This window comes from Amycolatopsis magusensis (assembly GCF_017875555.1).
GTDB classification, from domain to species: domain Bacteria; phylum Actinomycetota; class Actinomycetes; order Mycobacteriales; family Pseudonocardiaceae; genus Amycolatopsis; species Amycolatopsis magusensis.
This window is the reverse complement of the sequence record NZ_JAGGMS010000001.1, coordinates 4,195,535-4,221,651: the sequence shown is the minus strand read 5'-3', so window position 1 is coordinate 4,221,651 and position 26,117 is coordinate 4,195,535. Positions and strand designations below refer to the sequence as shown.

Below are 26,117 nucleotides of genomic sequence, written 5' to 3'. Positions count from 1 at the left end.
TGAAGTATGTTTCCCCGGCGGGGCCGAGGAAACGGGGACAGCATGGCGGCACGGGAGGGCGCGGCGCGGTCGGCCGCCGAGACCAGGGAACGCTTCCTGCGCGCCGCCATCCGGGTGCTGGCCGAACAGGGCGTGGCCGGGCTGACCGTGCGCAACCTCGCCGAAGCCGCCGGTTCCTCCACCATCGGGGTGTACAGCCGGTTCGGCGGGCGCGCCGGGGTGCTCGACGCCTTGTACGAACGGGCCTTCGAGCAGCTCGACTCCGCTTTCGCCGCGCTGCCACCACGCACCGGTGACCGCGCGCGGGATGTGCTCGAACTCGCGCTGACCTACCGCCGGTTCGCACTGGAGAACCCGGCCAGGTACGCGTTCATGTTCGAGCGCCCGGTGGCCGATTTCGATCCGGACCCGGCGCTGCGGCTGAGCGTGTTGCGCGCCAGTTTCACCCAGGTGATCGAGCGGGCGCGCCCGGCCGAGGCGTCCGAAGAGGACGGCAGGCAGTACGCCTACCTGCTCTGGACCACGATGCACGGGCTGATCAGCGTGGAGCTGACCAACGCCGCGCGCACGCAGCTCCAGGGGTGGTTCGTCGCCCCGGACGAGCGGGCGCGCGAGGAGATCTACCGCGCCGGGGTGGGCGCCATCACCTGCGGCCTGGACGCCCGGTTCTCCGCCTGACCGGATTCATGAATTGTTGACGTCGGGGTCACACGGAAAATATACGGCGTTTTGACAAACGCTTGCCAAGCACTTGGCCGCCGCTTGGTCGCGGCTTGACCCGCAGGTCAAGACCATTGACTCGCCGGTAGCAAGCCACCTAAATTGACCCGGCATCACACATCTGAGAATCATCGCCGCCACTCACGAGTGATGTTTTCCGGCAGAACTCACAGCAGTTCGTTCCACCACTCGTCCCATCACTCGTCCCACCACTGAGGAATTTAGGGGTGAATTCGGTGACTACCCGATCGGCGGCCGGCTCCGCCGTTCTCGCGCTCGGCCCCCGCGGCTTTCCCAGTGCCCGGCTCGCCGCGGCGGCCGGTCAGGCCGGCGCGCTCGGTGTGCTGGAACTCGGCGCCCGGGCCCGTCCGGACCTCGGCCGCCTGGTCGACTGGACCACCGGTGACTTCGGCGTGCGGCCGGTCCCCGGCTGTCCGCTGCGGCCCGCCGACCTGCCCGAACGGGCGCGCACCGTGGTGCTCGGCCCGGATTCTCCTTGGGACGTCTCGGAAACAGCCGGTGAACGCCAGGTGCTGGCCGAGGTGACCAGCCTCGACGAAGCGCTGCGTGCCATCGACGAGGGTGCGCACGGGCTGATCGCGCGCGGCCACGAATGCGCCGGTGTGGTCGGTGAACTGAGCACGTTCGTCCTGCTGCAGCGGCTCGTCACGGCCACCGGGGTGCCGGTGTGGGCCTGCGGTGGGATCGGGCCGCGGACCGCCGTCGCCGCGATGGTCGGTGGCGCCGCCGGCGTGGTGCTCGATTCCCAGCTCGCGTTGTTCCCCGAAACCGGGCTGCCCGCCGGAATCGCCGCCGCGCTCAGGGGAATGGACGGTTCGGAGACCACCGTGGTCGACGGCCGCCGGGTGCTCAGCCGCGGCGGGCACACCCTGGAAATCGGGCAGGACGGCTTTCTCGCGGCGAAATTCGCCGGTCGCTGGGGCACCGTGCGTGCCGCGGTCCGCGGTATTCGCGACGCGGTGGAAAGCGTCGGCGCGGAGTTCGGCGCGCAATTGCCGATCGCGCAGGGACCGATGACCCGGGTGAGCGATCGCGCCGGATTCGCCGCTTCGGTGGCCCGAGCGGGCGCACTGCCGTTCGTCGCACTGGCCCTGTCCGGCCGCGACCAGACGCGGGAACTGCTCGACCGCACCAAAGCGGCGGTCGGCGACCGGCCGTGGGGCGTCGGCGTGCTGGGCTTCGCCCCGGAGGAGACCCGGTCCGCGCAGCTCGAAGCCGTGCACGAGCTGCGGCCGACGCACGCCATCGTGGCCGGTGGCCGTCCCGCGCAGGCGTCCGCGCTCGAAGCGGCGGGCATCCGCACCTACCTGCACGTGCCGTCCCCCGGGCTGCTGGCCCAGTTCCTGCGTTCGGGCGCCAAGCGGTTCATCTTCGAGGGCGCCGAATGCGGTGGGCACGTGGGTCCGCGCACCAGCTTCCCGCTGTGGGAGGCCCAGCTCGACACGCTGCTGGCCGAGGCCGACTTGGACGGTGTGGAGGTCTACTTCGCCGGGGGCATCCACGACGAGCGGTCGGCGGCGATGGTGGCCGCGATGGCCGCGCCCCTGACCGGGCGCGGCGCGAAGTTCGGCGTGCTGATGGGCACCGCGTACCTGTTCACCGAGGAAGCCGTGGCCGAGGGCGCGATCCTGCCCGCGTTCCAGCGGGAGGTGGTCGCCGCGACCGGGACCGCCCTGCTGGAAACCGCGCCGGGGCACGCGACCCGCTGCGTGCGCAGCCCGTTCACCGAGGACTTCGCCGGGATCCGCGACCGGCTGCGGGCCGACGGCGTGCCGGACAAGCAGGCGTGGGCCGAGCTCGAACAGCTCAACGTCGGCAGGCTGCGGCTGGCCAGCAAGGGCGTCGAACGCGTCGGGGACGAACTGCGGCAGGTCGGCGAAGACCGCCAGCTCGCCGAAGGCATGTTCATGGCCGGTGAGGTGGCCGTGCTGCGGTCCGCGGTGACCACCATCGCGCGGCTGCACGAGTCCGTCAGCACGGGTGCCGCCGGGTTCCTGGCCGAGCGCGCGCGGTTGCTGCGCCGGGCGGACCGGCCGGAGCGGGTGGCCCAGCCACTGGACGTGGCTATCGTCGGCATGGCCGGCATGTTCCCCGGCGCCGCCGACCTCGCCGAATTCTGGGCGAACGTGCTCAACGGCACCGATTCCGTCACCGAAGTACCACCGCACCGGTGGGATCCCGCGGTGCACTACGACTCCGGCGCCAGCAAGTCCAAATGGGGCGGCTTCCTGCCGGAGATCCCCTTCGACCCGCTGCGCTACGGCATCCCGCCCGCGTCGCTGGGCAACATCGAACCGGTGCAGCTGCTCGCGCTGGAGGCGGCGCGGCGGGCACTGGACGACGCCGCGCTCGGCGTGTTCGACCGCGCCCGCACCTCGGTGGTCTTCGGCGCCGAAGCGGGCAGTGACCTGTCGAACGCGACCACCCTCGGCGCGGTGCTGCCGTCCTATGTGGACCAGGTGCCGCCCGCGCTGGCCGGGCAGCTGCCCGAACTGACCGAGGACTCCTTCCCCGGCATGCTGGCGAACGTGATCGCCGGGCGGATCGCGAACCGGCTCGACCTCGGTGGCGCGAACTACACCGTGGACGCCGCCTGCGCCTCCTCGCTCGCCGCGCTCGACGTGGCCTGCAAGGAACTCGTGTCCGGTACGAGCGACGTGGTGCTCTGCGGTGGCGCCGACCTGCACAACGGAATCAACGACTACGTGCTCTTCTCCTCGGTGCACGCGTTGTCGCCGACCGGCCGCTCGCGCACCTTCGACGACTCCGCCGACGGCATCGCGCTCGGCGAGGGCGTGGCCTGCCTGGTCCTCAAGCGACTGTCCGATGCGGAACGCGACGGCGACCGGGTCTACGCCGTGGTCAAGGGTGTCGGCAGTGCCAGCGACGGGCGTTCGCTCGGGCTCACCGCACCTCGGCCGGAAGGACAGCGCGCAGCTTTGGAGCGCGCGTACACCTCGGCGGGCATTTCCCCGGCGTCGGTCGGGCTGGTCGAGGCGCACGGCACCGGCACGGTGGTCGGCGACCGCACCGAACTGGCCACGCTGACCGCCGTGTTCCGCGAGGCGGGTGCGGAGCCTTCGAGCTGCGCACTCGGCTCGGTGAAGTCCCAGATCGGGCACACCAAGTGCGCGGCGGGCCTGGCCGGGCTGATCAAGGCGGCCCTGGCGCTGCACACCGGGGTCAAGCCGCCGACGCTGCACCTGAGCCGGCCGAACGCGGCCTGGGAGCCGGAGACCAGCCCCTTCGAGTTCCACGCCAAGCCCAGCCCGTGGGGCTCGGCGGAGCGGATCGCCGGGGTGAGCGCGTTCGGCTTCGGCGGCACGAACTTCCACGCCGTGCTGACCGCCCACGACGACGGCCCGCCGCCCCAGCACACGCTGGACGCGTGGCCGGCCGAGCTGTTCCTGTTCCGCGACCCCGCCGACGCGGGCAAACTGCTGGAGCAGGCGCGGACCGGGCAGTGGCGGCTGCGCGACCTCGCGCTGGTCGCGGCCCACCGGTCGGACACGCGAACCGGCCCGATCCGGATCGCGGTGGTCGCGAGCAGTGTCGGTGAGCTGATCTCGCGGTTGGGTGAACCCGTGCCGGAACCGGCGGTCACCGGACCGGTGGCCTTCCTGTTCCCCGGGCAGGGCAGCCAGAAGCCCGGCATGCTCGCCGAACTCTTCGTCGCCTTCCCGGAACTGCGCCGGTACCTCCACCTCGGCGAGCGGTGGCTGCGCGAGTTGTTCCCGCCCGCCGACTTCGACCGCGAGTCGGCAGCCGCGCGCAAGGCGGCGATCACCGACACCCGCGTCGCGCAGCCGGTCCTCGGCATCGCGGGACTCGCCGTCGCGGAATTGCTCGGGCAAGCGGGCGTGCGTCCGGCGATGACCGCCGGGCACAGCTACGGCGAACTGGTCGCGCTCAGCGTGGCGGGTGCCCTCGAACCGGCGGCGCTGCTGGAGTTGTCGGCCGCGCGTGCCGAATCGATCCTGGCCGCGACCGGGGACGACCCGGGCACGATGGCCGCGGTCTCGGCCGGTGCCGACGCGGTGGACGCCGCGCTCGCCGAACTCGGCACGGTGGTCACCGCGAACCGGAATTCGCCGGAGCAGACGGTCATCTCCGGGCCGACGGCAGAGGTGGAGAAGGCGATCGGCCTGTTGCGGGAAGCCGGGTTCAGCGCGAAACGCCTCCCGGTCGCCTGCGCCTTCCACAGCCCGCTCGTCGCCGAAGCTGGGGAACGGTTCGCTCAGGTGCTGGCCGCCCACGAGATCGGCGTGCCCGAGTTGCCGGTGTGGTCGAACCGCACGGCGGCCGAGTACCCGGACGGCCCGGACGCCATCCGGGCCGAACTGGCCGCGCAGATCGGCGCCCCGGTGCGGTTCGCCGAGCAGATCGAGGCGATGTACGCCGCCGGTGCCCGGGTCTTCGTCGAAGCCGGGCCGGGATCGGTGCTCACCAAGCTCACCTCGGCGGTGCTCGGCAACCGTCCACACCAGACGGTCACCTGCGACGGCGGGTTGCGCGGCTTCCTGGAGGCGCTGGCCCGGCTGGCGCTCGCCGGGGTCGAGGTGACCGCGAGCCACCTGGTCGACGGCCGGGACGCGGTGAGCGCGCCACCGGCGAAGCGTCCGGGGTGGACGGTCGACGGGCAACTGGTGCGCACCGCCGACGGCAGCATCCCGGCGGGCGCCCTGCGGCCCGCCCAGCGAGTCAAGCTCACCACGGAGGAGACCAGCGTGACCGGCCCCGACGCGCTCATCGCCGAATTCCTGCGCAGCAGCCGCGAGATGGTCGCGGCGCAACGTGACGTCCTGCTCGGTTACCTCGGTACGCGCCAGGGCGTGCCCCCGGTCGCGCTGCCCGCGCCGGTCGCCGTCCCCGAACCCGTGCTGGTGGCTCCGGCACCGGTGGCCCCTTCCGCCGCGGTGAACGTGATGCAGGCCGTGGTCGAGATCATCGGCGAACGCACCGGCTACCCCGCCGACATGATCGAACCCGACCTCGACCTCGAAGCCGACCTCAGCGTCGACTCCATCAAACGCGCCGAAATCGCCGGAGAACTCGCGGTACGCCTCGGACTCACCTCCGGCTCCGACGAAGAACTCGAAGAACTCTCGAAAGCCCGCACCGCGGCCGCCATCGCCGACCTGCTCGAAACCAAGCTCGCCGGAGGCAGCACACCGGCACCAGCCGCCACCGTCGACGTCATGCGAGCCGTCGTAGAGATCATCGGCGAACGCACCGGCTACCCCGCCGACATGATCGAACCCGACCTCGACCTCGAAGCCGACCTCAGCGTCGACTCCATCAAACGCGCCGAAATCGCCGGAGAACTCGCGGTACGCCTCGGACTCACCTCCGGCTCCGACGAGGAACTCGAGGAGCTTTCGAAGGCACGTACCGCAGCCGCGATCGCCGAACTGCTCAAGGCCAAGCTCTCCGGCGACGAACCGGCCCCGGCAGGCATCGCACCCAAGCGGTACGAACTCGTGCCCGCCGCGCTGACCGGCACCCCGGCCGCGCCGAATCTCCTCCAAGGCAGGACCTTCCGCGTACTCGGCGGCGGCGACCACGCCGACCGGCTGACCGCCCTGCTCACCGAGCACGGCGCCCGATCCGGCTCCACTGTGGACATCGTGGTGCACCTCGACGGGTTCACCGGCACGGATCCGCTCTTCCCCGAGGCCTTCGCCACCTTCCGCGCGGAACTGGCGGGCCGTCCGGGCACGCTGATCTCGGCCGTGCCCGCCGGGCTGACCGAGCGCACCGACGGCCTGCGCGGCTTCTTCCGCACCCTCGCCCGCGAATATCCCGAGACCACGGTCCGGCTGGTCGAGGTCGACGGCGAGGACCCGGCCGACGCCGTCCTGGCCGAACTGCTGACCGGCGAGGGCGCTCCGGTCGTACTGCGCTCCCCTGGCGCCCGGCAGTCGCTGGAACTGGTGGAAAAGCCATTGGGCCTGCTCGGCACCACGGGCGCCGGGCCCGCCGGGGATGGCGCGGCCGAGGCCGCCGCGCTGGGGCTGGACTCCGAATCCGTGGTGCTGCTGGTCGGCGGTGGCCGGGGCATCACCGCGCACTTCGCCGAGACGCTGGCCGCGGCGAGCCGCTGCCGCATCGAACTCGTCGGACGCACAACGCTGCCGACCGAACCGGAGGATCCGGCGACCGCGTCGGCCACCACCCTGGCCGAACTGCGGTCCGCGCTCGCCGCGCCCGGGCTCACGCTGCCGGAGGTCGACCGCACGGCGAACCGCATCCTCGCCCAGCGCGAAGTCGCGGCCACACTGGCGAAACTGGCCGAGCTGGGCAGCCAGGCCCGCTACCACGCGCTCGACGTCCGGGATGCCGAAGCCGTGCACCGGCTGGTCAAGGAGGTCCACACCGAGCACGGCAGGCTCGACGGCCTGGTCTACGCGGCCGGGGTGATCGAGGACAAGTTGCTGGCCGAGAAGGACCCGGAGTCCTTCCGCCGGGTCTTCGACACCAAAGTGGACGGTGCACGCGCGCTGCTGGCCGCCGGGACCGAACTCCCGGTGGCGCCGCGGTTCGCGGTGTTGTTCGGCAGCATCGCCGCGGTGCTCGGCAACCGAGGCCAGTGCGACTACGCCGCCGCGAACGACGCGCTCGAAGCACTCGGGCGCCGCTGGTCCACCGCGGAACGCCGGGCCCTGACCGTCCATTGGGGACCGTGGGCACCCGGCGGTACGCACGGTGGCATGGTCTCGCCCGAGCTGATGCGCTCCTACCAGCGGCGCGGGGTGGAGCTGATCGACCAGGAGGAAGGCGCGCTCGCCCTCCTGCGTGAACTGGCCTGGGGCGAGGACTCCGCGCGGTCCGTGGTCTACAGCGCGTCGGAGTGGTGAGCGTCGTGACGCCCGTGGCCATCGTCGGCATGTCGGTACTGCTGCCCGGCGCACCGGACCTGGCGACCTACTGGCGCAACATCACCGGCGGCGTGGACGCGATCAGCGAGGTACCGGAGGGCCGCTGGGAAGCCGACGGCGAGGTCTACTGCCGTCGTGGCGGTTTCGTCTCCGGTGCCGAGATCGACGTGACGAGCTTCGGCATCATGCCGAATTCCGTGCCGGGCACCGAACCCGACCAGCTGATCGCGCTCCGGGTCGCCGCCGAAGCGCTCGCCGACGCGGGCGGCCGGCTGCCGGACCCGCAGCGCACCGGGGTGATCCTCGGCCGCGGTGGCTACCTCACGCCCGGCCTCGTCCGGCTCGACCAGCGCGTGCGCACGGCCACCCAGCTGACCAGGACGCTGACCGAACTGCTGCCGGACCTTGGCGCCGACCAGTTGGACCGGGTGCGCTCGGCGTTCACCGACGCGCTCGGGCCGCACTCCCCCGAGTCCGCGATCGGCCTGGTGCCGAACCTGGCCGCGTCCCGGGTGGCGAACCGGCTCGACCTGCGCGGCCCGGCGTACACAGTGGACGCCGCGTGCGCGTCCTCGCTGATCGCGGTGGACCACGCGGTGCGTGAGCTGGCGAGCGGCCGCTGCGACCTGATGCTCGCGGGCGGCGTGCACCACTGCCACGACATCACCCTGTGGAGCGTGTTCTCCCAGCTCAAAGCGCTTTCCCCGAGCGAGCGCATCCGGCCGTTCCACCGCGACGCCGACGGCATCCTGATCGGCGAGGGCACCGGCGTGGTCGTGCTCAAGCGGCTCGCCGACGCCGAACGCGACGGCGACCGGATCTACGCGGTCGTCCGCGGCACCGGCGTGGCGAGCGACGGGCGCACCGCCAGCCTGGTCAACCCGGACTCGGGCGGGCAGGTCACCGCCGTGCGGGCGGCGTGGCAGGCCGCCGATCTCGACCCGGCGTCGATCGGCCTGCTGGAGGCCCACGGCACCGCCACCCCGGCCGGGGACGGCGCCGAACTGGCCACGCTCGCCGAGGTGTTCGGCCCGGCCGACGGCCCGCGCGCGGTGCTCGGCTCGGTGAAGTCGATGATCGGGCACACCATGCCGGCCGCCGGGGTCGCCGGGCTGGTCAAGGCGGCGCTCGCGGTCTACCACGGCGTGCTGCCGCCGACCCTGCACTGCGACGACCCGCACCCCGGCCTCGCCGGGACCCGCTTCCGGACCACCGGGACCACCGAGGAATGGACGGGTCACCGGCTCGCGGGCGTGAACGCGTTCGGCTTCGGCGGCATCAACGCCCACGTCGTGCTCGAACAGGCTGCCCGGCCCGCGCCGGTGGTCGAAGTCCGCGAACCGGAACGGACTCTGCGCCTGGCCGCATCCACTGTGGACGAACTGGCCCGGCTGCTGGACGGCGAGCCGGAGACCGGCGGCACCGGCCCGGTCCGGCTGGGCGTCGCCGACCCGACCCCGAAACGACTGGCCACGGCCAGGAAGGCTGTCGCCAGGGGCAAGCCATGGCGTGGGCGCAACGACATCTGGTTCACCCCGGAGCCGCTGCTGTCCTCCGGCGGCAGGCTCGCCTTCGTCTTCCCCGGCCTGGAAGCCGAGTTCGACCCCCACGTCACCGATGTGGCGAAGCACTTCGGCCTGCCGTGGTCGGCACCGGACGTGTCGGTGCTCGGCAGTCACGGCGCCGGGGTCTTCCAGCTCGGCAGGCTGCTGGATTCGGCGTTGCGGCGGATGGGCGTGGTCCCGGACGCGGTGGCCGGGCACAGCGTCGGCGAGTGGACGGCGATGGCCTGCGGTGGCATCTACGACCAGTCCGCTGTGGACGAATTCCTGGGTTCGTTCGACCCGGCCGGGTTGCAGGTACCGGGCCTCGCGTTCGCGGTGATCGGCACGTCGGCCGAGCGGGTCAGCGAGGTGCTGCCGCCGGAAGTCGTGCTGTCCCACGACAACGCGCCCAAGCAGGCGATGGTCTGCGGCCCGGCCGGGCCGGTGGGCGAACTCGTGGCGACCATGCGCGCGGCCGGGGTGATCAGCCAGGTGCTGCCGTTCCGCTCGGGTTTCCACACACCGATGCTGGAGCCGTACCTCGGCCCGATCCGGGCCGCGGCCGACCGGTTCGAGCTGCACCGGCCGAACGTGCCCGTCTGGTCGGCGACCACCGCCTCGGAGTTCCCGGAAGCGGACGAGGAGGTGCGGGAGTTGTTCCTGCGGCACCTGCTCGAACCGGTGCGGTTCCGGCCGATGATCGAGGCCATGCACGCGGCCGGGTTCCGCGCGTTCGTGCAGCTCGGCGCCGGACAGGTCGGCTCGCTGATCGCCGACACGCTGGCCGGGACCGAGCACCTGGTCATCGCGGCGAACTCGGCCAAACGCCCGGGGCTCGCGCAGTTGCGCCGAGTCGCGCTGGCGCTGTGGGTCGAAGGCGCGCAGCCCGACCTCCTGGAACGCCGGCCAGGGGTCCCGATCAACCTGGACACCCCGCCGGTGCGCCTCGGCAACTCGGTACGGCTCGACCTCGGCCGCCGGTCCGACCCGGACGCGCTGGCCGCGCTGGACCACCCCATCGCCACCGAGCTCTCCGCGCTGATGCGGGAAACCGCGAACACCGCGGCCGAACTGCTCGCCGCGACCGCACCACCCACCCTGCGGGTCTCGGTGGCCGAGATGCCCTACCTGGCCGACCACTGCTTCTTCCGGCAGCGGGACGACTGGCCGGAGCTGGAGGACCGCTGGCCGATCGTGCCGGCCACCACGGTGATCCAGCACCTGATCGAGTTCGCCGAGCGGGCCGTGCCCGGCACCAGGGCGATCGGGGTGCACGACGTCCGCCTGTCGCGCTGGCTCGCCGCCATCCCGGCGACCAAGATCCCGGTGTCGGTCAAGGTCACCGCGCCTGGTCAGGTCGCGGTGGAGCTCACCGGGTACGCCCGTGCCGTGGTCGAACTGGCCACCGCGTACCCGGCGCCGCGCGCGCTGTGGCAGCCGGGGCCCGAAGGCCCGCCGCACATGACCGCGGCCCAGCTGTACGACGAGAACTGGATGTTCCACGGTCCGCGGTTCCAAGGCGTCTCGGAGCTGACCGCGATCGGGCCGAACCACGTGCGCGGGGTGCTGACCACCCCGCCCGCGCCGGGGGCGCTGCTGGACAACGTCGGCCAGCTGCTCGGGTACTGGATCATCACGCACCACCCGGAACGGGACGTGGTGTTCCCGGTGCACATGCGGCAGATCCGGTTCTTCGGCCGGCACCCGGCCCCCGGCGAGCGGCTCGACTGCCTCATCCGGGTCACCGGGCTGACCGAGTCCACTTTGGACGCCGACGTGCAGCTCTCGGCCGGTGGCCGGGTGTGGGCGGAGATCGCCGGCTGGCGCGACCGCCGGTTCGACAGCAGCCCGCACACCAGGGCGGCGGACCGCTTCCCCAGCCGCAACACGCTTTCCGTGCCCGACGAGGGTGGCTGGGTGGTGCTGCGCGAGCAGTGGCCGGACCTGGCTTCCCGCGAACTGATCATGCGCAACCACCTCGGCAAGGCCGAGCGCGCGGACTACGACCAGGTGCCGCCGCGTGAGAAGCGGCAGTGGCTGCTGAAGCGGATCGCGATCAAGGACGCCGTGCGGTGGTGGCTCTGGGGCCGCGGCGAGGGCGAGTTGTTCCCCGCCGAAATCCAGGTCACCGGCGAAAACACGGTCACCGGGGCACACGGGCGCGTGCTGCCGCCGATCACCGTCGCCGCGGCCTGCCACGGCACCACGGCGGTCGCCATGGTCGACCCCGGCGGCACCGCGCTGGACCGGATCGCCGCGCAGGCGGCGGAGGAAGGAGTGGGGGTATGACCGAAGAGCGCATCCTCGCCGAGCTCACCGAGATGATCGAGGTGGTGCTGGCCGAGTACGGCACCGGGGACGTGGAGATCGGCATGGACACCCGGTTCACCGACGACCTGGAGATGGAGAGCATCGACCTGGTCGCGCTGGCCGGGCAGCTGGAGGAACGCTACGGCGGGCGGGTCAACTTCGCCGAGTTCCTCGCGGACCTGGAGCTGGACGAGATCATCGGGCTGACCGTGGGCGCGCTGGTGACGCACGTGTCGGGGTCGCTGGCGGGAGCGGCCCGGTGAAGCTGACCGCCAACGGCATCGGCGTGCACGTCCAGCGCCTCGGCCGGGACCGCGCGCCGGTGGTGTTCCTGCACGGCCTCGGCACCGACAGCCTGGCCAGCTACTACTTCACCCTCGGCCCGGCGTTCGCCGCGGCCGGGCACGACGTGGTGATGTACGACCTGCGCGGGCACGGCCGCAGCGAGCGCCCGCCGAGCGGGTACCGGCTCGAGACCTTCGTGGACGACCTCGTCGCGCTGCTTGACGAGCTGGCCGTGACCGCGCCCGTGCACCTGGTCGGCAATTCCTTCGGCGGCACCATCGCCTTCGGGTTCGCCGCGCGGCTGCCGCACCGGGTGGCCTCGGTGACGATGATCGAATCCGAGCCGGCCACCCCGGCCTGGGCGGCGAAGATGGGGGTGAACCTCGGCCGGGCGCGTGACCAGCTGGCCGAGGAAGCGGCCTTCGAGTGGATCACCGCGAACCACGGCGCCCACACCAGCAGGCTCGCGCGGTCGGCCGGGCGGATGCTGCGGTCGAGCACGCTCGCCGACGACATCCCGGCCAGCGCGGTGCTCACCCCCGAGGAGATCGGCGCCGTGACCACGCCGGTGCTGGCGATCTATGGCGCCGAATCGGACCTGGCCCCGCAGGCACCGGTGCTCGAGGGCCTGCTGCCGGTCTGCCGCACCGTGGTGGTGCCCGGGCAGCAGCACTCGGTGCTGGTGGAACGCACCGAGCTGACCAGGGACCTGGTGCTCGGCTGGGTCCGCGAGCACTCGCTGGTGGACGCCGGATGAGCCGGTTCCTGCTGGTGGTGCCGCCGTTCGTGGGCCACGTCAACCCGGTGGTCGGGGTGGCCGCCGAGCTGACCCGGCGCGGGCACGAGGTGGCGTGGGCCGGGCACGGCGAGCTGATCACCAGGCTCGCCGGGGCCGTCCGCACCTACGACTGCGCGCTGCCCACCGCCACCCCGCGACCGCCCGAGCTGCGTGGGGCCGCAGCCCTGAAGTTCCTGTGGGAAGAGGGTTTCCTGCCGCTGGCCGCGGCGATGGCGCCGGGCGTGGAGGCGGCGATCGAGGATTTCCGGCCGGACGCGCTGCTGGTCGACCAGCAGGCCGTGGCCGGCGGGCTCATCGCCGAACGCCTCGGGCTGCCGTGGCTGACCTCGGCGACCACCTCCGCCGAGCTGACCGATCCGCTCGCGTCGATGCCCAAGGTGCGGGACTGGGTGCTCGACCGGCTCGCCGGGCTGCGCACCGCGATCGGTGACCCGGGCGGCACCGCCGATCCGCGCTTCTCCCCGCACGGCGTGGTCGCCTTCACCACCGCCGAACTGGCCGGTGAGATGCGCGGCGTGCGGTTCGTCGGGCCCTCCATCGGCGACCGCGAGTCCACAGTGGACTTCCCGTGGGAGTGGCTGGACCACCGCCCGACCGTGCTGGTCACCCTCGGCACGGCCAACGTCGACGCCGGTACGCGCTTCCTCGCCGAGTGCGCCGCCACCGGGGTGCGAGCCGTGCTCGCCGACCCGGCCGGGGCGATCCCCTCGTCGGACACCGTGCTGTCGCGGCCCTACCTGCCGCAACTGGCGCTGCTGCCGAAGATGGACGCGGTGGTGTGCCACGGCGGGCACAACACCGTCTGCGAAACGCTGTGGCACGACCTGCCGCTGGTGGTCGCGCCGATCCGGGACGACCAGCCGGTGATCGCCGAGCAGGTGGCCGAGGCGGGCGCGGGCGTCCGGGTGCGGTTCACCAAGGCGACCGCCGAGCACCTGCGGATCGCGATCAGCACGGTGCTCGACCCCGGCAGCGGCATGCGGGCGAACGCGGCGCGGATCGGGCGGTCCTTCCGCGCGGCCGGTGGGGCCGCCGCCGCGGCCACCGAACTCGAATCCTTGACCATGGCGGGAGTGCGCGCATGACCGAGATCGACCGGCTGCGACCGGGGTACCAGGCCGAGCTCGCCGACGGGCTCGACCGGTTCTTCGAACCCCGGGCCGAACGGTGCCCGTGGTGCTCGTCGGACCGGCTGGCCGTCCGGTTGCGCACCCGCGACTTCCTCCAGCACAAACCCGGCGAGTTCACCCTCGACCGGTGCTCGGACTGCGAGCACATCTTCCAGAACCCGCGGCTCAACCCGGCCGGGCTGGAGTTCTACTACCGCGACTTCTACGACGGGCTCGGCGAAAAGCAGCTCGCCGGGCAGTTCGAAGGCCGCGAGAAGACCTACCTCGGTCGCGCGCAGGCGGTTTCCGGGCTGGTGCGGCCGGAAACCTGGCTCGACGTCGGCACCGGGCACGGCCACTTCTGCGAGTCCGCCCGCGCGGTCTTCCCGGAGACCCGGTTCGACGGGCTCGACCTCAGCGAAGGCGTGAAGCTGGCGGAGGAACACGGGCGGGTGTCCACCGGCTACCGCGGGCTGTTCGCCGAACTGGCCGACGAGCTGGCAGGCACCTACGACGTGGTCAGCATGTACCACTACCTGGAGCACAGCACCGCGCCTCAGGCCGAACTCGACGCCGCGCACCGGGTGCTGCGGCCCGGCGGTCACCTGGTGATCGAGGTACCGGACCCGGAAAGCCGGTACGCCCGGCTGCTCGGCCGCCGCTGGCTCCCGTGGCTCCAGCCGCAGCACCTGCACTTCGTCCCGCTGGCGAACCTGCGGCAGCGGCTCGAATCGCAGGGATTCACCGTGGTGCTCGAACAACGCGCCGAAGCCCACGACCCGATCGACCTGGTGGCCGCCGCGTGGCTCACGCTCGACGACCTCGCCCCACGCGAGGACGCGCCATGGCACCCGCGTTCCCCTGGGCGGGCACGCCGGTTCGCGCGTGGTGCCGTGCTGCTGGCCGGGGCGCTCGGCGTGGTGCTGGCCGCGCTCGCGGACCGGGTGGTGCGCCCGTTCGCCGGTCGCGCCCGGCTGTCCAACGCCTACCGGATCGTCGCGCGCAAGGCTTCCTGACCGTGCTGGCCGCGTTCGCCGATGGCCAGCGCGGCCAGCCGGATCAGCGGGTGCATGCGGTAGCTGAAGTAGCCGGTGCCCGGCTGCGGGCGGTTCTCCTCGACCTCGACGAGCTGCGCTTCGACCAGCTGCTCCAGCCGTGACTCCGCCAGCCGCTCGCCTATCAGGCAGGCGCGGGCGAACTCCGGCACCGAGACCGCCGGGGCGAACAGGCCGGCGAACCGCTGGAAGGCGTCCGACTGGTCGGCGTCGAGCAGCGAGGAGGTCCGCTCGACGCTGGCGAGCAGGTCGAGGCGGCCGGCGGACAGCTCACCGAGCCGCTCCCCCGGCGCACGCAGGCGGTGCACCACCCGCGAGATCGACCAGTGCGGCCGCAGCGCGAGCCGCGTCGCCGCGCCGATCAGCGCCGCGGGCAGGCCACCGCACAACTCGGCCAGCTCGGCGGCGGCGGCGGGCTCCCGGTCCACCTGCGTGCCGATCATCGAACCCAGCAACCGCAGGGAATCCTCGCCGGACAGCGGCCGCAGGGCCACCGGCACCCCGGCCGGGTCGGCGATGCGGCGGCGGCACCCGGCGAGCACCGCGCTGCCCTCACCGCCGGGCCGCAGCAGGTCCAGCTGCTCGGCACCGGCCACGTTGTCCAGCACGACCAGCATGCGGTGCCGGGCGGTCCAGCTGCGGAAGAGGTCGGCGCGTTCCTGTTCGCTCGCGGGCAGCCAGCAGTCCGGGCCGCGGATCGCGCGCAGGAACCCGGCCAGCACCTCGCCGGGTGAGCCATGGGCCAGCAGGTCCGCGTACACCTGACCGTCCGGAAAGGACTCACGCACCTGGTTCGCCACGTGCGCGCAGAGGGTGGACGTGCCGACCCCCGGCCCACCGGCCACGGTGACCACGGTCAGCTTCGAGGCACCACGCAGTTCGCCGACGATCCGCTCGCGCTCCGCGTCGCGGCCGACGACGTCCACCGGATCGGGCAGCAGCTGGGCTGGCGGGTGCCACCACGACTTGGCGCGCCGCACCGAGCCGGTGCCGGGCGGCTGGTCCTGCTTGACCTCGCCGTCGAGCAGTTCCTGGTGCAACCGGCGGGTCGACGCGCTCGGCTCCAGACCCAGCTGGTCGATGAGGCTCACGCGCAGCCGCTGGAACACGCTCAGCGCTTCCGAGCGCATGCCCGAGCGGTGCAGCGCCAGCATCAGCTTCGCGTGCAGGCCTTCGTGGGTCGGGTACTCCTGCACCAGCACCCGCAGCTCGCCGATCAGCTCGAGGTGACGGCCCAGCACCAGGTCGACCTCGATGCGCTGCTCCAGCACGGCCGCGCGTTCCTGCCGCAGCCGGGTCACGTGCGGGGCGAGCACCTCGCCGGGGTCGAGGTCGCAGAGCGGGCCGCCACGCCACTCCTCCAGCGCGCCGCGGAAGGCGGCCGAGGCCTCTTCGAGCCGTCCGGCGTCGAGTTCGCCGCGGCCGGAGCGGGCCAGCTCGGTGAAGCGCGCGATGTCGAGCGTGTGCTCCGGGAGGTTCAGCGCGTAGCCGACGCGGGGGCGGTGCACCACGGTGCCGCTCGCCGAACGCGGCTCACCGGCCAGCATGCGGCGGATGTTGGAGACGTAGACCTGGAGGGTGGTGCTGGCCTTGGGCGGCGGGCTGGTGCCCCAGAGTTCGGCGCGGAGCTGCTCGGTGCGGACCACCTTGTTCCAGTTGACCGCGAGGAGCGCGAGCAACTGGCGCACCTTCGGCTGCGAAGGCGTGACCACCAGGCCATCACGCACGACCTCGAGCTCCCCGAGGACACGCACGCCGACAGTCATTCACCCACCCCGAATCAGCGGTCCGAAGATCCGACAACCCCGCGGCACCGTCGGTGCGGGTGACGACAACCGGCCGTCCGGCTGTCATCCCTGAGTATTACGCCGGATCGGGGCCGCGTCCATCAAAATCACCACGGAACGCACACTAGTGAATACTTGATCGCGGGCAAATTTCCCACCATCAGGGAACGTGACAACCCATCCGGCTCACGTGAACACACGTGAGCCGATCGGCCCAACTACCGCGAACGGGTGAGCCGGACCGCGCGTGTGGCGGCTTCGCCAAGCGCCCGCAGCGACCCTTTCCCACCACACCGACGAGCTCGGGGACACGACCGCTCATGCACCCGGGAGGTCGCGCCGACGCCCGGGTCGGACGCGGATCGCGGCCCCCAAGGCCGTGAGCCGTGTGCGGCCCGGGCGTCGGCTCAAAAGCGACCTCCCCGCCTCGGCGGAGCCGAGGCCAAAGACACAGAACCCCGGGACCCAAAGCGGGTCCCGGGGTTCTGTGGTGGTTCAGGCGTCAGCTCACGCGCCGCCGGAGAGCTTCTCGCGGAGCGCCGCGAGCTGCTCGTCGGAGGCGAGGGTGCCGCCGGTGCTCTTCGAGCCGGAGTCGGCCGGAGCGGAGGTGTAGCTCTGCTCGCCACCGCTGCTCGAGGGGTCGACCCCGGTCGCCGCGTTGGCGGCGGCTTCGGCGTCCTGCTCGGCGGCCTTGGCGATCTGCTTCATGTGGGCCTCGTAGCGCGTGTGGGCCTCGGCGTACTGCCGCTCCCACTCCTCGCGCTGCTTGTCGAAGCCTTCCTGCCACTCCTGGGTGTCCGGGTCGAAGCCCTCGGGGTAGATGTAGTTCCCCTGGTCGTCGTACTCGGCCGCCATGCCGTACTGCGTCGGGTCGAACTCGGACTCGGTGGTGAAGCCCTCGTTGGCCTGCTTCAGCGACAGCGAGATGCGGCGGCGCTCGAGGTCGATGTCGATGACCTTGACCATCACGTCGCCGTTGACCTGCACGACCTGCTCCGGGATCTCCACGTGGCGCTCGGCCAGCTCGGAGATGTGCACCAGGCCCTCGATGCCCTCCTCGACGCGCACGAACGCACCGAACGGGACGAGCTTGGTGACCTTGCCCGGCACGATCTGGCCGATCGCGTGGGTGCGGGCGAACTGGCGCCACGGGTCTTCCTGGGTGGCCTTCAGCGACAGGGACACGCGCTCGCGGTCCATGTCCACGTCGAGCACCTCGACGGTGACCTCCTGGCCGACCTCGACGACCTCGCTCGGGTGGTCGATGTGCTTCCAGGACAGCTCGGAGACGTGCACCAGGCCGTCGACGCCACCCAGGTCCACGAAGGCACCGAAGTTGACGATGGAGGACACGACACCCTTGCGGACCTGGCCCTTGGCGAGCGCGTTGAGGAACTCGCTGCGCACCTCGGACTGGGTCTGCTCCAGGTAGGCGCGGCGGGACAGGACCACGTTGTTGCGGTTCTTGTCCAGCTCGATGATCTTCGCCTCGAGCTCGCGGCCGACGTAGGGCTGCAGGTCGCGCACGCGGCGCATCTCGACCAGCGACGCGGGCAGGAAGCCGCGCAGGCCGATGTCCAGGATCAGGCCGCCCTTGACCACCTCGATGACGGTGCCCTTGACCGGCTCGTCCTTCTCCTTGAGCTCCTCGATGGTGCCCCAGGCGCGCTCGTACTGCGCGCGCTTCTTGGAGAGGATGAGGCGGCCTTCCTTGTCCTCCTTCTGGAGAACGAGGGCCTCGACCTCGTCGCCGACGGTGACCACCTCGGCCGGGTCGACATCGTGCTTGATGGACAGCTCACGCGAGGGGATGACGCCCTCGGTCTTGTACCCGATGTCGAGCAGCACTTCGTCGCGATCGACCTTGACGATGGTGCCTTCGACGATGTCGCCATCGTTGAAGTACTTGATCGTCTTGTCGATGGCGGCGAGGAAGTCTTCCTCCGACCCGATGTCGTTGATGGCGACTTGCTGCGGGGTGGACGCAGTCGGGGCGGTGGCGGTGTCGATGGTCATTAGGCGGGTTGCTCCGGTAACGGCTTGGGGATAGTAGGTTTGCTGTTTGCGCGCGCACCGGGCTGCCGGACGAACGATTCTGCGGCGTTCCCGAATTCCCGAAGAAGATCGGCCACGTGCATCACCGACGGCGGTGCGCGACCCGGACCCCAGCTGCACGCCGGAGGGAGAGGTAGCGCGAACCCACTGCGCTAGTGAGTATCGTACGCGGCCCACCGGGCGCGGCACAAACAGGGTCCACACACGTCGTCGGCTATGGCACCTGGGGGAGGATGGGCCGGTGAACTCCCCGCCGGCTGATCGTCACGAACGCGCCGAAGAACGCCTCGGCACCGCCGCCGTCGCCTACCGCGAGGTGGGCTCCTCGGAGGCCGCCGCGGCCAACCTGGCCTGGTGGGACGCCGACGCCGACCAGTACCTCGAGACCCACGGCGAGTTCCTCGGCGAGGCCGACTTCCTCTGGTGCCCCGAGGGACTGCGCGAGGCCGACCTCGGCCTGCTCGGCGACGTGGCGGGCCGCCGCGTGCTCGAGGTCGGCTGCGGTTCGGCGCCGTGCGCCCGCTGGCTGACCGCGCAGGGCGCGCGCACCGTCGCGCTCGACCTGTCCGCGGGCATGCTGCGCCACGCCCGCGAAGCCGCCGCCCGCACCGGCATCGAGGTGCCGCTGGTCCAGGCCAACGCGGAGTTCCTGCCGCTGGCCGGCAACACCTTCGACGCGGCCTGCTCGGCGTTCGGCGCGCTGCCGTTCGTGCCGTCGGTCGAGGCGGTCTTCGCCGAGGTGCACCGGGTGCTGCGGCCGGGCGCGCCCTGGGTGTTCGCGGTCACCCACCCGATGCGGTGGATCTTCCCGGACGACCCCGGCCCCGCCGGGCTGACCGCCACCCAGCCGTACTTCGACCGCACCCCGTACGTCGAAGTGGACGGCGAGGGCTCGGCGACCTATGTGGAGTACCACCGCACGCTGGGCGACTACATCCGCGCGCTGTCCGGCGCCGGGCTGGAACTGCTCGACCTGATCGAACCCGAGTGGCCGGCCGGGCACACCCGCGTCTGGGGCCAGTGGAGCCCGCTGCGCGGCAAGCTCTTCCCCGGCACCGCGATCTTCCGGACCCGGAAGCCGGGGTGAGTTTCACCGGGCTGGACCCGCTGCTGCCGGAGCCGGGCGCCCCGGCGGGCGAGCGCGTCCACGCCCGCGTGCCGGAGGACGGCCGGGAGGTCACCGCGGTCCTCTACCGGGCCAAGCTCCCGGCGGGCACCGTGGAGCGGCTGTTCTCCCCCGCCCGGACCTGGGAGATCACCCCGCTGCTCGACGCCGGGGACGCGGCCGGCCTGCGGGCCCTGCTGCCCGCGGTCCGGATCCGGCTGCTGACCGAGCGGCCCGGCCCGGACTCGGCGTGCGTGCTGGCCTGGCCCAGCCTGGACGCGCCGGTGGTCCGGCCGCTGCTGCGGCACGGTTTCCTGCCGCGCACCGCGCTGGGCGTGCGCACCGGTCCGGCGCCGCCGGTCCCGCACCGGCCGCCCGGCCTCGTCGTGCGCCCGGCGAGCGCGGGTGATCTGGAGGAACTGCTCGCGCTGGAGGTCGCCGAACTGCGCTACGCCTCGCTGGTCGGCACCGCGACCGTGCTGGACAACGCCGCGGCCCTGCTCGAACCGGGGTTGCGCCGCATGCTGGTCGAAGGCCGGGTCTGGCTCGCCGAGGCGGAGGGGCTGGCCGTGGGCATGGTGAGCACCCGCTGCCTGATCCCCGAGGCCGGTGGAGCACTGGCGAACCGGCTGCCCGGCGGGCGCTGGGGGCACATCTCCACCGCGTCGGTGGCCGAGCACGCCCGCGGCACCGGGGTCGGCCGGGCGCTGCTCGACGTGGCGCACCGGGAGCTGCTGCGATCCGGTGTCCGCGGCACCTTCCTCTTCTACAACCCGTGCAACCCGCTCTCCCCGGTGTTCTGGCACCGCCAGGGTTATCGTCCTTTGTGGACCATCTGGGACGTGACCCCGGCCGGAGAGATGAGGGCATGACCGAACTGCGCGCGGTGACCGCGGCCGGCGAACGGGTGTCCGCCGTCCTGCACCGGGAACGCCACGAACCCGGCGCGGTGGAGCTGCTGGTGTCGGCCGCCGAGGTGTGGCGGCTGTTCCCGGAGATCGGCGCCACGGGGACCGCGGGCATGGACGCGCTGCTCCGGGCGCTGCGGGCCGAGCTGGACCGCGATCCGCCCGGCGAGGACTCGGCGTGCGTGGTGACCTGGCCGAGCCGGGACGCCGAGGCGATCCGCGCCTTCCTGGACCACGGGCTCGCCCCGATGACCGCGCTGGCGGTGCGCACCGCCCCGCCGGAACCGGTCGCCGAGCTCCCCGGCGTGACGATCCGCCGGGCACGGCCGGAGGACTTCGACGCCGCGCTCGACCTGGCGCTGGAGATCTTCGACTACTCCACCCTGGTCGCGCTGCCGCGGCGCGAAGAGACCGCCGAAGTGCTCGCGCCGGACCTGCGCCGCAAGCTGGACCAGGGCACCGCCCCGGTCTGGGTGGCCGAGGTGGACGGCGTCGTGGCCGGGCTCGCCGACTGCTCGTGGGTGGACGTCACCGCGGATTCCGGGGCCGCCGAGCTGCTGCCGCTGGGCAGCTGGGGCTACCTGAACAACGTCGGCACGGCACGCGAACTGCGCGGGCGCGGCATCGGCCGGGCACTGGCGGGCACCACGCACGAGTACTTCCGCGAACGCGGCGCCACGGGCACCTACCTCTACTACAACCCGCCCAACCCGCTGTCGTCGGTGTTCTGGCACCGGCAGGGCTACCGGCCGCTCCTGACGATCTGGGAGGTTCGTCCGGCTTCGCTGTTGCGGTAGTCACCCGACCGGGCTGTTCCGGCCGTTTCGGCTTGCCCGCTCCCAGCTCCGGACCTACTTTTGAACTGACCAGTCAGTTCAAATACCGGGAGCCCCCGTGCAGGTTCACGCCGATCGCGTGTCCGTCACCGGACCGCACGGCACCTTGTTGCCGCCCACCTCGTTGACCGTCGCCGCCGGGCAGCTGGCGGTGCTGCACGGCGAACCGGGGGCCGGGCTGACCGCGTTCGGGCTGGCGCTGGCCGGGCGGCTGAAGCCGGCCACCGGCACGGTCACCGGCGCGGTCACCGACGGCAAGCTGCGCGAGGTTTCGGCGGTGGTCGACGCGCCCGGCGTCAGCGAGCCGGACGGCGCGCTGAGCCTGGGCGTGGTCGTCGGCGAGGAGTTGGCGCTGGCGCACCGCCCGTCGTCCAAACTGGACGTCCGGCGGTGGCTGGCGGCGAACGACGCCGGCCCGTTCGCCGACACCCGCTTCGAGAACCTCGAACCGACGCTGCGCACCCGCCTGCTCACCGCGCTCGCCGCGAGCCGCGAAGGCGTGGAACTGCTCGTCCTGGACACGCCCGACCGGCACACCAGTGACGTCGGCAGCTGGTCGGCACTCGCCCGCGAACACGCCGAACGCGGCCTCGCGGTGATCGTGCTGAGCGCCACCACGCCGATCTCGGCCCTGCCGTTCCCGCCCGCGCGGGCCGGTGAGCTGGAGCAGCCCGAGCCGGAGCAGTGCGCGCCGCTGCCGGAACCGGAAGAAGACGAAGGAGAACAGCAGTGAGCAGCGTCCGGATCGCCCTCAACGAACTGCGGAGGCTGACCGCCGGGAAGCTGCCCAAGCTGGCGGTGCTGGCGCTCGTGCTGGTCCCGCTGCTCTACGCCTCCTTCTACCTCTACGCGAACTACGACCCGTACGGCAGGCTGAACAAGTTGCCCGCGGCGGTGGTCTCCGCCGACACCGGCGCGACCGACAGCGAGGGCACCCCGCGCAACGTGGGCCGCGAGGTGACCGACGAGCTGGTCGGCTCCGGCACCTTCCAGTGGCACGAGGTCTCCGCGGAGGACGCGCAGGCCGGGGTGCGCGACGACCGGTACTCCTTCGCCATCACCATCCCCCGCGAGTTCTCCACCGCGCTGCTGTCCACCGGCAACTTCCAGCCGCAGCAGGCGACGATCACGCTGACCACCAACGACGCGAACAACTACCTGTCCGGCACGATCGCCGACCAGGTCGCCGAGCAGGTGCGCGCGACGATCGCGGAGAAGGTGGGCAGCGAGGCGGCGGGCCGGTTCCTGGTCGGCTTCTCCACCATCTACGGCAAGATCGAGGAGGCCTCGCGCGGGGCGACCCAGCTCGCCGACGGCGCCGGGCAGCTGGTCACCGGGCAGCAGCAGCTGGCGGACGGCGCGAGCCAGCTCTCCACCGGCAGCACGCAGCTCTCGACCGGCCTCAACACGCTGCGCGAGAGCACCGCGCAACTGCCGTCGAAGTCGCAGCAGCTCGCCGACGGCGCGAGCCAGGTCGCCGCGGGCAACGCGAAGGTCGCCTCCGCCGCGCAGGTGGCCGCGGGCGCGTCGAGCGATCTCCAGACCTCGCTGGACAACGTGAACGGCAAGCTGGCGCAGACGCTGCGCGACGGCGGGCTGAGCGAGGACGAGGTGCAGCACGCGCTGAGCGTGCTCGGCCAGCTGCGCCAGCCGGTCGACGAGGCGAACTCCAAGATCCAGCAGGCGAACAGCGACCTGAGCAAGCTCGCCGACGGCGCCAGGCAGGTTTCGGAGGGCGCGGCCCAGCTCGCCTCCTCGGCACCCACGCTGGTCAACGGCATCGGCAAGGCCGCGGACGGCGCCCAGCAGCTCGTCGACGGCTCGTCGAAGCTGGCCACCGGCGAGCAGGACGCACTCAAGGGCAGCACGCAGCTCCGCGATGGCGCGAACCAGCTCCGCGACGGCCTCGGCGCCGGGTTGCAGGAGATCCCGAACCCCGACGACCCGACCCGCCAGGCCACCGCGAACACCATCGCCGACCCGGTCGCGGTGAACTCGGTCGGCGTGGCCTCGGCGGGCACCTACGGCGCCGGGCTGGCCCCGTTCTTCATCTCGCTGGCCACCTGGATCGGCGCGTTCGTGCTGTTCCTGCTGCTGCGGCCGCTGTCCACCCGTGCGCTGACCGCGGGCGCGTCACCGGTGCGGGTGGCGTTCGGCGGCTGGCTGGCCTCGGCCCTGCTCGGCATCGCGCAGGTGCTGGTGCTGTTCGGCGCGGTGACCTGGCTGGTCGGCATCCACGTGGCGCACCCGCTGGGCGCGATCGGCTTCGCGGTGCTGGTGTCGTTGTCGTTCACCGCGATCGTGCACGCGCTCAACGCGCTGTTCGGCGCGGTCGGCAAGTTCCTCGGGCTGGTGCTGCTGGTGCTGCAGCTGGTCAGCGCGGGCGGCACGTTCCCGTGGCAGACCATCCCGGACGCGCTGTACCCGTTGCATATCGTGTTGCCCATGGGGTACGCCATCGACGGGTTCCGGCACCTGCTCTACACCGGGGCCTCACTGCAGATCCTCGGCGACATCGGGGTGCTGGCCGCCTACCTGGCCGGCGCGCTGGCGGTCTCGTCGTACGCGGCCAGCAAGCGTCGCATGTGGACGGTGTCGCAGCTGAAGCCGGAGCTGAGCCTGTGAGCGCCAGGGCCGACGCCACCCGGCGCAGGCTGTTCGAGGCCACCCTGAAGCTGGCCACCGACCGCGGGCTGGTCGGGCTGACCGTGGACGAGATCGCGGCCGAGGCCGGGGTGGCCAAGGGCACCGTGTACTACAACTTCGGCAGCAAGGACGGGCTGATCGACGCGCTGCTGCGCTACGGCGTCGGCCAGCTCGCCGACCGGCTGCGGGCCGCCGCGTCCCCGGCCGACCCGGTGGAGGCGCTGGAGTCCCAGGTGGACAGCGCGCTGGGGTTCATCGCGGAGTACCCCGGCTTCTCGCAGATCCTGGTCAGCGAGATGTGGCGGACGCCGGGCCAGTGGCACGAGACGCTGTCGCTGCTGCGCGAGGAGATCATCTCCATCGTCAAGGAACAACTGCAGCGCGTGGCCGACGCGGGGCGGCTGCCCGAGGGGGTGCAGATCCCCACGGCCGCGGCCGGGTTGTTCGGCACGCTGCTGGTGGTCGCCCTGGACTGGCAGGTGTTCCAGCGCCAGCGCAGCCGTGCCGAGGTCCGCGAGTCGGTGATGGTGCTGATCCGCGGCCTGGCGCGCTGAGCTCAGCGCACGTAGGGGCGGTTGTGGCCGATCTGGTGCACCAGCGTCGGCTTGCCCTCCAGCGCCCGGCTCACCGCTTCGAGCACGCCGGCGGCGGTTTCCGCGTGGTTGAGCGGCCTGCCCGTCTGCTCGGAGATGGCGCCGAGGCGCACCTGCTGCGTGGGGTGCGCGACGAGCACCGACTCCGGCTCACCCGCCCGGACCGACGCGGCTTCCCGCACCTCCACCACCGGGGCCTCCGGGCGCAGGAGCGGCTCCACCACGCCCATCACCGCCCGGCGGTAGGAATCGTGCACCCAGGCCACCAGCAGGTCCGCCGGTCCGCCGAGCGCCGCTTCCGCCTTCGCCGCCAGTTCGCGTGGCCGTTCCCATTGCGCCTCGACCCAGATGGCCCGGCCCAGCGTCGCCGTGCCGCCCTGCGGCCGGTGCCCGCGCGCGCCCATCGACATCCGGGCGGCGATCCCCGGCTCGGGCGGACGGCGGCCGACCGGGCTGTAGCGCCTGCTCGGCAGGACCACCAGCCAGCCGTCACCGGTCAAGGCTTCCGCGACACCGGCCAGCATGCCGGTACCGCCCAGGATCAGCGCCTTCCTCAGCACCATGGGAGCCACGCTACTCGCGTGCGGAAGACCTTGCCGTCCGGCGAAAGGCTTGTTCGGCTCCGCCGAACGCGCTCAACCGTCCACACAGAGCCCCCACTCCTGCCCCGGGTCGAACTCCCGTCGCTCGGTGAGACTGAACCAGTTCCCGGAGTCATCGCGGAACACACACTCCACTCCGTACGGACGGTCAGCGGGTTCCTGGAGGAAGTTCACGCCCCGCGCGGACCACACCTCGAAGGTGCCACGGCAGTCCTCGGTGTCGAACACGCCCATCCCAGCACGCCCTTGGCGATCAACTCCCGCAACTGCTTCTCGGCATCTTCGGCCGCGCCTCCGGCACGGCGGGCGAGGTCGCTCTTGAGCCGGTCACCGGGCTGCGACCTCGCGGCGTGGGGCGGTGAAAAAAGGGGGGCGCGTCAGTGGCTGCACGCTAGCCGCGGAGACGGCCGGATGGCTTATCCGGGAGTGACGTCCTTTTCGTACGCCGATGGCCTGGTCCACATCATCAAGTAGCAGCCAGGGATCGGCGGCGGTGCGTCACGCCGCGAGCGGGCGCGGTAGGCGGTGGGGCTCAGGCCGGTGATCTCGGTGAAGCGGCGGCTGAACGTGCCGAGACTCGAATAGCCCACCAGGAGGCACACTTCGGTCACCGTCAGGTTGGCCGAGCGGAGCAGGTCCTGGGCACGCTCGATCCGCCGCCGTGCCAAGTACGCGCCCGGCGTCTCCCCGAAGGCGGCGGCGAAGGTGCGGGTGAAGTGCTCACGGGACCAGCCCGCCACCTTGGCGAGCTGGTCCACGTCGAGCGATTCGGCGTAACGCGCGTCGATCTCGTCCTTCGCCCGGCGAAGGTGCCCCAATGCTTCGACACGCGCTGTCACTTGCCCTCCTCCAACCCCGCGAGGT

The 26,117-nt window shown here is 72.2% G+C and carries 18 protein-coding genes; 13 read left to right on the top strand and 5 right to left on the bottom strand.

The annotated features are described in order from the left end of the window. The first annotated feature begins 42 nt into the window (after window positions 1-42). From JOM49_RS18935 to JOM49_RS18905, 7 genes are all read left to right on the top strand, one after another. A complete protein-coding gene (locus JOM49_RS18935; protein ID WP_209665616.1) occupies window positions 43-678 on the top strand; it encodes a TetR/AcrR family transcriptional regulator in 636 nt (211 codons plus the stop codon). A 278-nt stretch (window positions 679-956) separates the two neighbouring features. Continuing rightward, on the top strand, window positions 957-7,598 hold the full coding sequence (locus JOM49_RS18930; RefSeq protein ID WP_209665615.1) for a type I polyketide synthase: 6,642 nt from the start codon (window positions 957-959) through the stop codon (window positions 7,596-7,598). Next, window positions 7,595-11,452: a beta-ketoacyl synthase N-terminal-like domain-containing protein gene (locus JOM49_RS18925; RefSeq protein ID WP_209665614.1), complete on the top strand. Its 3,858-nt coding sequence runs from the start codon at window positions 7,595-7,597 to the stop codon at window positions 11,450-11,452. Before JOM49_RS18930 ends, JOM49_RS18925 begins: the two co-directional genes overlap by 4 nt. Then, entirely contained in the window at window positions 11,449-11,736 is a 288-nt protein-coding gene (locus JOM49_RS18920; RefSeq protein WP_209665613.1) for an acyl carrier protein, read from the top strand. Before JOM49_RS18925 ends, JOM49_RS18920 begins: the two co-directional genes overlap by 4 nt. Then, complete coding sequence (locus JOM49_RS18915) at window positions 11,733-12,515, top strand: alpha/beta fold hydrolase (RefSeq protein WP_209665612.1); 783 nt, start codon at window positions 11,733-11,735, stop codon at window positions 12,513-12,515. Before JOM49_RS18920 ends, JOM49_RS18915 begins: the two co-directional genes overlap by 4 nt. Beyond that, a complete protein-coding gene (locus JOM49_RS18910; protein WP_209665611.1) occupies window positions 12,512-13,642 on the top strand; it encodes a glycosyltransferase in 1,131 nt (376 codons plus the stop codon). Before JOM49_RS18915 ends, JOM49_RS18910 begins: the two co-directional genes overlap by 4 nt. Further along, window positions 13,639-14,682, top strand: coding sequence for a class I SAM-dependent methyltransferase (locus JOM49_RS18905; RefSeq protein ID WP_209665610.1), 1,044 nt, complete (start codon window positions 13,639-13,641; stop codon window positions 14,680-14,682). The genes JOM49_RS18910 and JOM49_RS18905 overlap by 4 nt, the downstream gene beginning before the upstream one ends. Here the strand turns inward: JOM49_RS18905 and JOM49_RS18900 are convergent. Together JOM49_RS18900 and rpsA are read right to left on the bottom strand one after the other, a co-directional pair. Then, window positions 14,652-16,487, bottom strand: a complete 1,836-nt coding sequence (locus JOM49_RS18900) for an AfsR/SARP family transcriptional regulator (RefSeq protein ID WP_209665609.1) — start codon at window positions 16,485-16,487, stop codon at window positions 14,652-14,654. The genes JOM49_RS18905 and JOM49_RS18900 overlap by 31 nt on opposite strands. Before the next feature lie 528 nt (window positions 16,488-17,015). After that, window positions 17,016-18,524 (bottom strand): 30S ribosomal protein S1, encoded by a 1,509-nt coding sequence (rpsA, locus tag JOM49_RS18895; RefSeq protein ID WP_209665608.1) that lies wholly within the window; start codon window positions 18,522-18,524, stop codon window positions 17,016-17,018. A gap of 280 nt (window positions 18,525-18,804) precedes the next feature. On the opposite strand from rpsA, the gene JOM49_RS18890 reads away from it, so the two are divergent. The 6 genes from JOM49_RS18890 (at window position 18,805) to JOM49_RS18865 (ending at window position 24,612) form a co-directional block, all read left to right on the top strand. Beyond that, window positions 18,805-19,650 (top strand): class I SAM-dependent methyltransferase, encoded by an 846-nt coding sequence (locus tag JOM49_RS18890; protein WP_209665607.1) that lies wholly within the window; start codon window positions 18,805-18,807, stop codon window positions 19,648-19,650. After that, window positions 19,647-20,540: a GNAT family N-acetyltransferase gene (locus tag JOM49_RS18885; protein ID WP_209665606.1), complete on the top strand. Its 894-nt coding sequence runs from the start codon at window positions 19,647-19,649 to the stop codon at window positions 20,538-20,540. Before JOM49_RS18890 ends, JOM49_RS18885 begins: the two co-directional genes overlap by 4 nt. Then, window positions 20,537-21,373, top strand: coding sequence for a GNAT family N-acetyltransferase (locus JOM49_RS18880; protein WP_209665605.1), 837 nt, complete (start codon window positions 20,537-20,539; stop codon window positions 21,371-21,373). Before JOM49_RS18885 ends, JOM49_RS18880 begins: the two co-directional genes overlap by 4 nt. Window positions 21,374-21,470: 97 nt before the next feature. Beyond that, on the top strand, window positions 21,471-22,145 hold the full coding sequence (locus JOM49_RS18875; RefSeq protein WP_209665604.1) for an ABC transporter ATP-binding protein: 675 nt from the start codon (window positions 21,471-21,473) through the stop codon (window positions 22,143-22,145). Next, complete coding sequence (locus JOM49_RS18870) at window positions 22,142-24,037, top strand: YhgE/Pip family protein (RefSeq protein WP_209665603.1); 1,896 nt, start codon at window positions 22,142-22,144, stop codon at window positions 24,035-24,037. Before JOM49_RS18875 ends, JOM49_RS18870 begins: the two co-directional genes overlap by 4 nt. After that, a complete protein-coding gene (locus tag JOM49_RS18865; protein WP_209665602.1) occupies window positions 24,034-24,612 on the top strand; it encodes a TetR/AcrR family transcriptional regulator in 579 nt (192 codons plus the stop codon). Before JOM49_RS18870 ends, JOM49_RS18865 begins: the two co-directional genes overlap by 4 nt. 2 nt (window positions 24,613-24,614) lie before the next feature. Here the strand turns inward: JOM49_RS18865 and JOM49_RS18860 are convergent, their stop codons facing one another. From JOM49_RS18860 to JOM49_RS18855, 3 genes are all read right to left on the bottom strand, one after another. Further along, complete coding sequence (locus tag JOM49_RS18860) at window positions 24,615-25,214, bottom strand: Rossmann-fold NAD(P)-binding domain-containing protein (RefSeq protein WP_245369374.1); 600 nt, start codon at window positions 25,212-25,214, stop codon at window positions 24,615-24,617. Window positions 25,215-25,286: 72 nt separating this feature from the next. Beyond that, the gene (locus JOM49_RS44355; RefSeq protein ID WP_372444036.1) at window positions 25,287-25,487 is read right to left on the bottom strand and encodes a VOC family protein; all 201 of its coding nucleotides are present in this window, start codon (window positions 25,485-25,487) and stop codon (window positions 25,287-25,289) included. Window positions 25,488-25,669: 182 nt separating this feature from the next. After that, window positions 25,670-26,092 carry a helix-turn-helix domain-containing protein gene (locus tag JOM49_RS18855; RefSeq protein ID WP_209665601.1) on the bottom strand — a complete coding sequence of 141 codons (423 nt, stop codon included), beginning with the start codon at window positions 26,090-26,092 and terminating at the stop codon, window positions 25,670-25,672. Between the last annotated feature and the right edge of the window lie 25 nt (window positions 26,093-26,117).

Excerpts from the sequence above, each read along its gene's own strand:
- JOM49_RS18905 (WP_209665610.1), top strand. The coding sequence starts at position 13,639 with ATGACCGAGATCGACCGGCTGCGACCGGGGTACCAGGCCGAGCTCGCC.
- JOM49_RS44355 (WP_372444036.1), bottom strand. The coding sequence starts at position 25,487 with ATGGGCGTGTTCGACACCGAGGACTGCCGTGGCACCTTCGAGGTGTGG.
- JOM49_RS18910 (WP_209665611.1), top strand. The coding sequence starts at position 12,512 with ATGAGCCGGTTCCTGCTGGTGGTGCCGCCGTTCGTGGGCCACGTCAAC.
- JOM49_RS18935 (WP_209665616.1), top strand. The coding sequence starts at position 43 with ATGGCGGCACGGGAGGGCGCGGCGCGGTCGGCCGCCGAGACCAGGGAA.
- JOM49_RS18880 (WP_209665605.1), top strand. The coding sequence starts at position 20,537 with ATGACCGAACTGCGCGCGGTGACCGCGGCCGGCGAACGGGTGTCCGCC.
- JOM49_RS18860 (WP_245369374.1), bottom strand. The coding sequence starts at position 25,214 with ATGGTGCTGAGGAAGGCGCTGATCCTGGGCGGTACCGGCATGCTGGCC.
- JOM49_RS18920 (WP_209665613.1), top strand. The coding sequence starts at position 11,449 with ATGACCGAAGAGCGCATCCTCGCCGAGCTCACCGAGATGATCGAGGTG.
- JOM49_RS18900 (WP_209665609.1), bottom strand. The coding sequence starts at position 16,487 with ATGACTGTCGGCGTGCGTGTCCTCGGGGAGCTCGAGGTCGTGCGTGAT.
- rpsA (WP_209665608.1), bottom strand. The coding sequence starts at position 18,524 with ATGACCATCGACACCGCCACCGCCCCGACTGCGTCCACCCCGCAGCAA.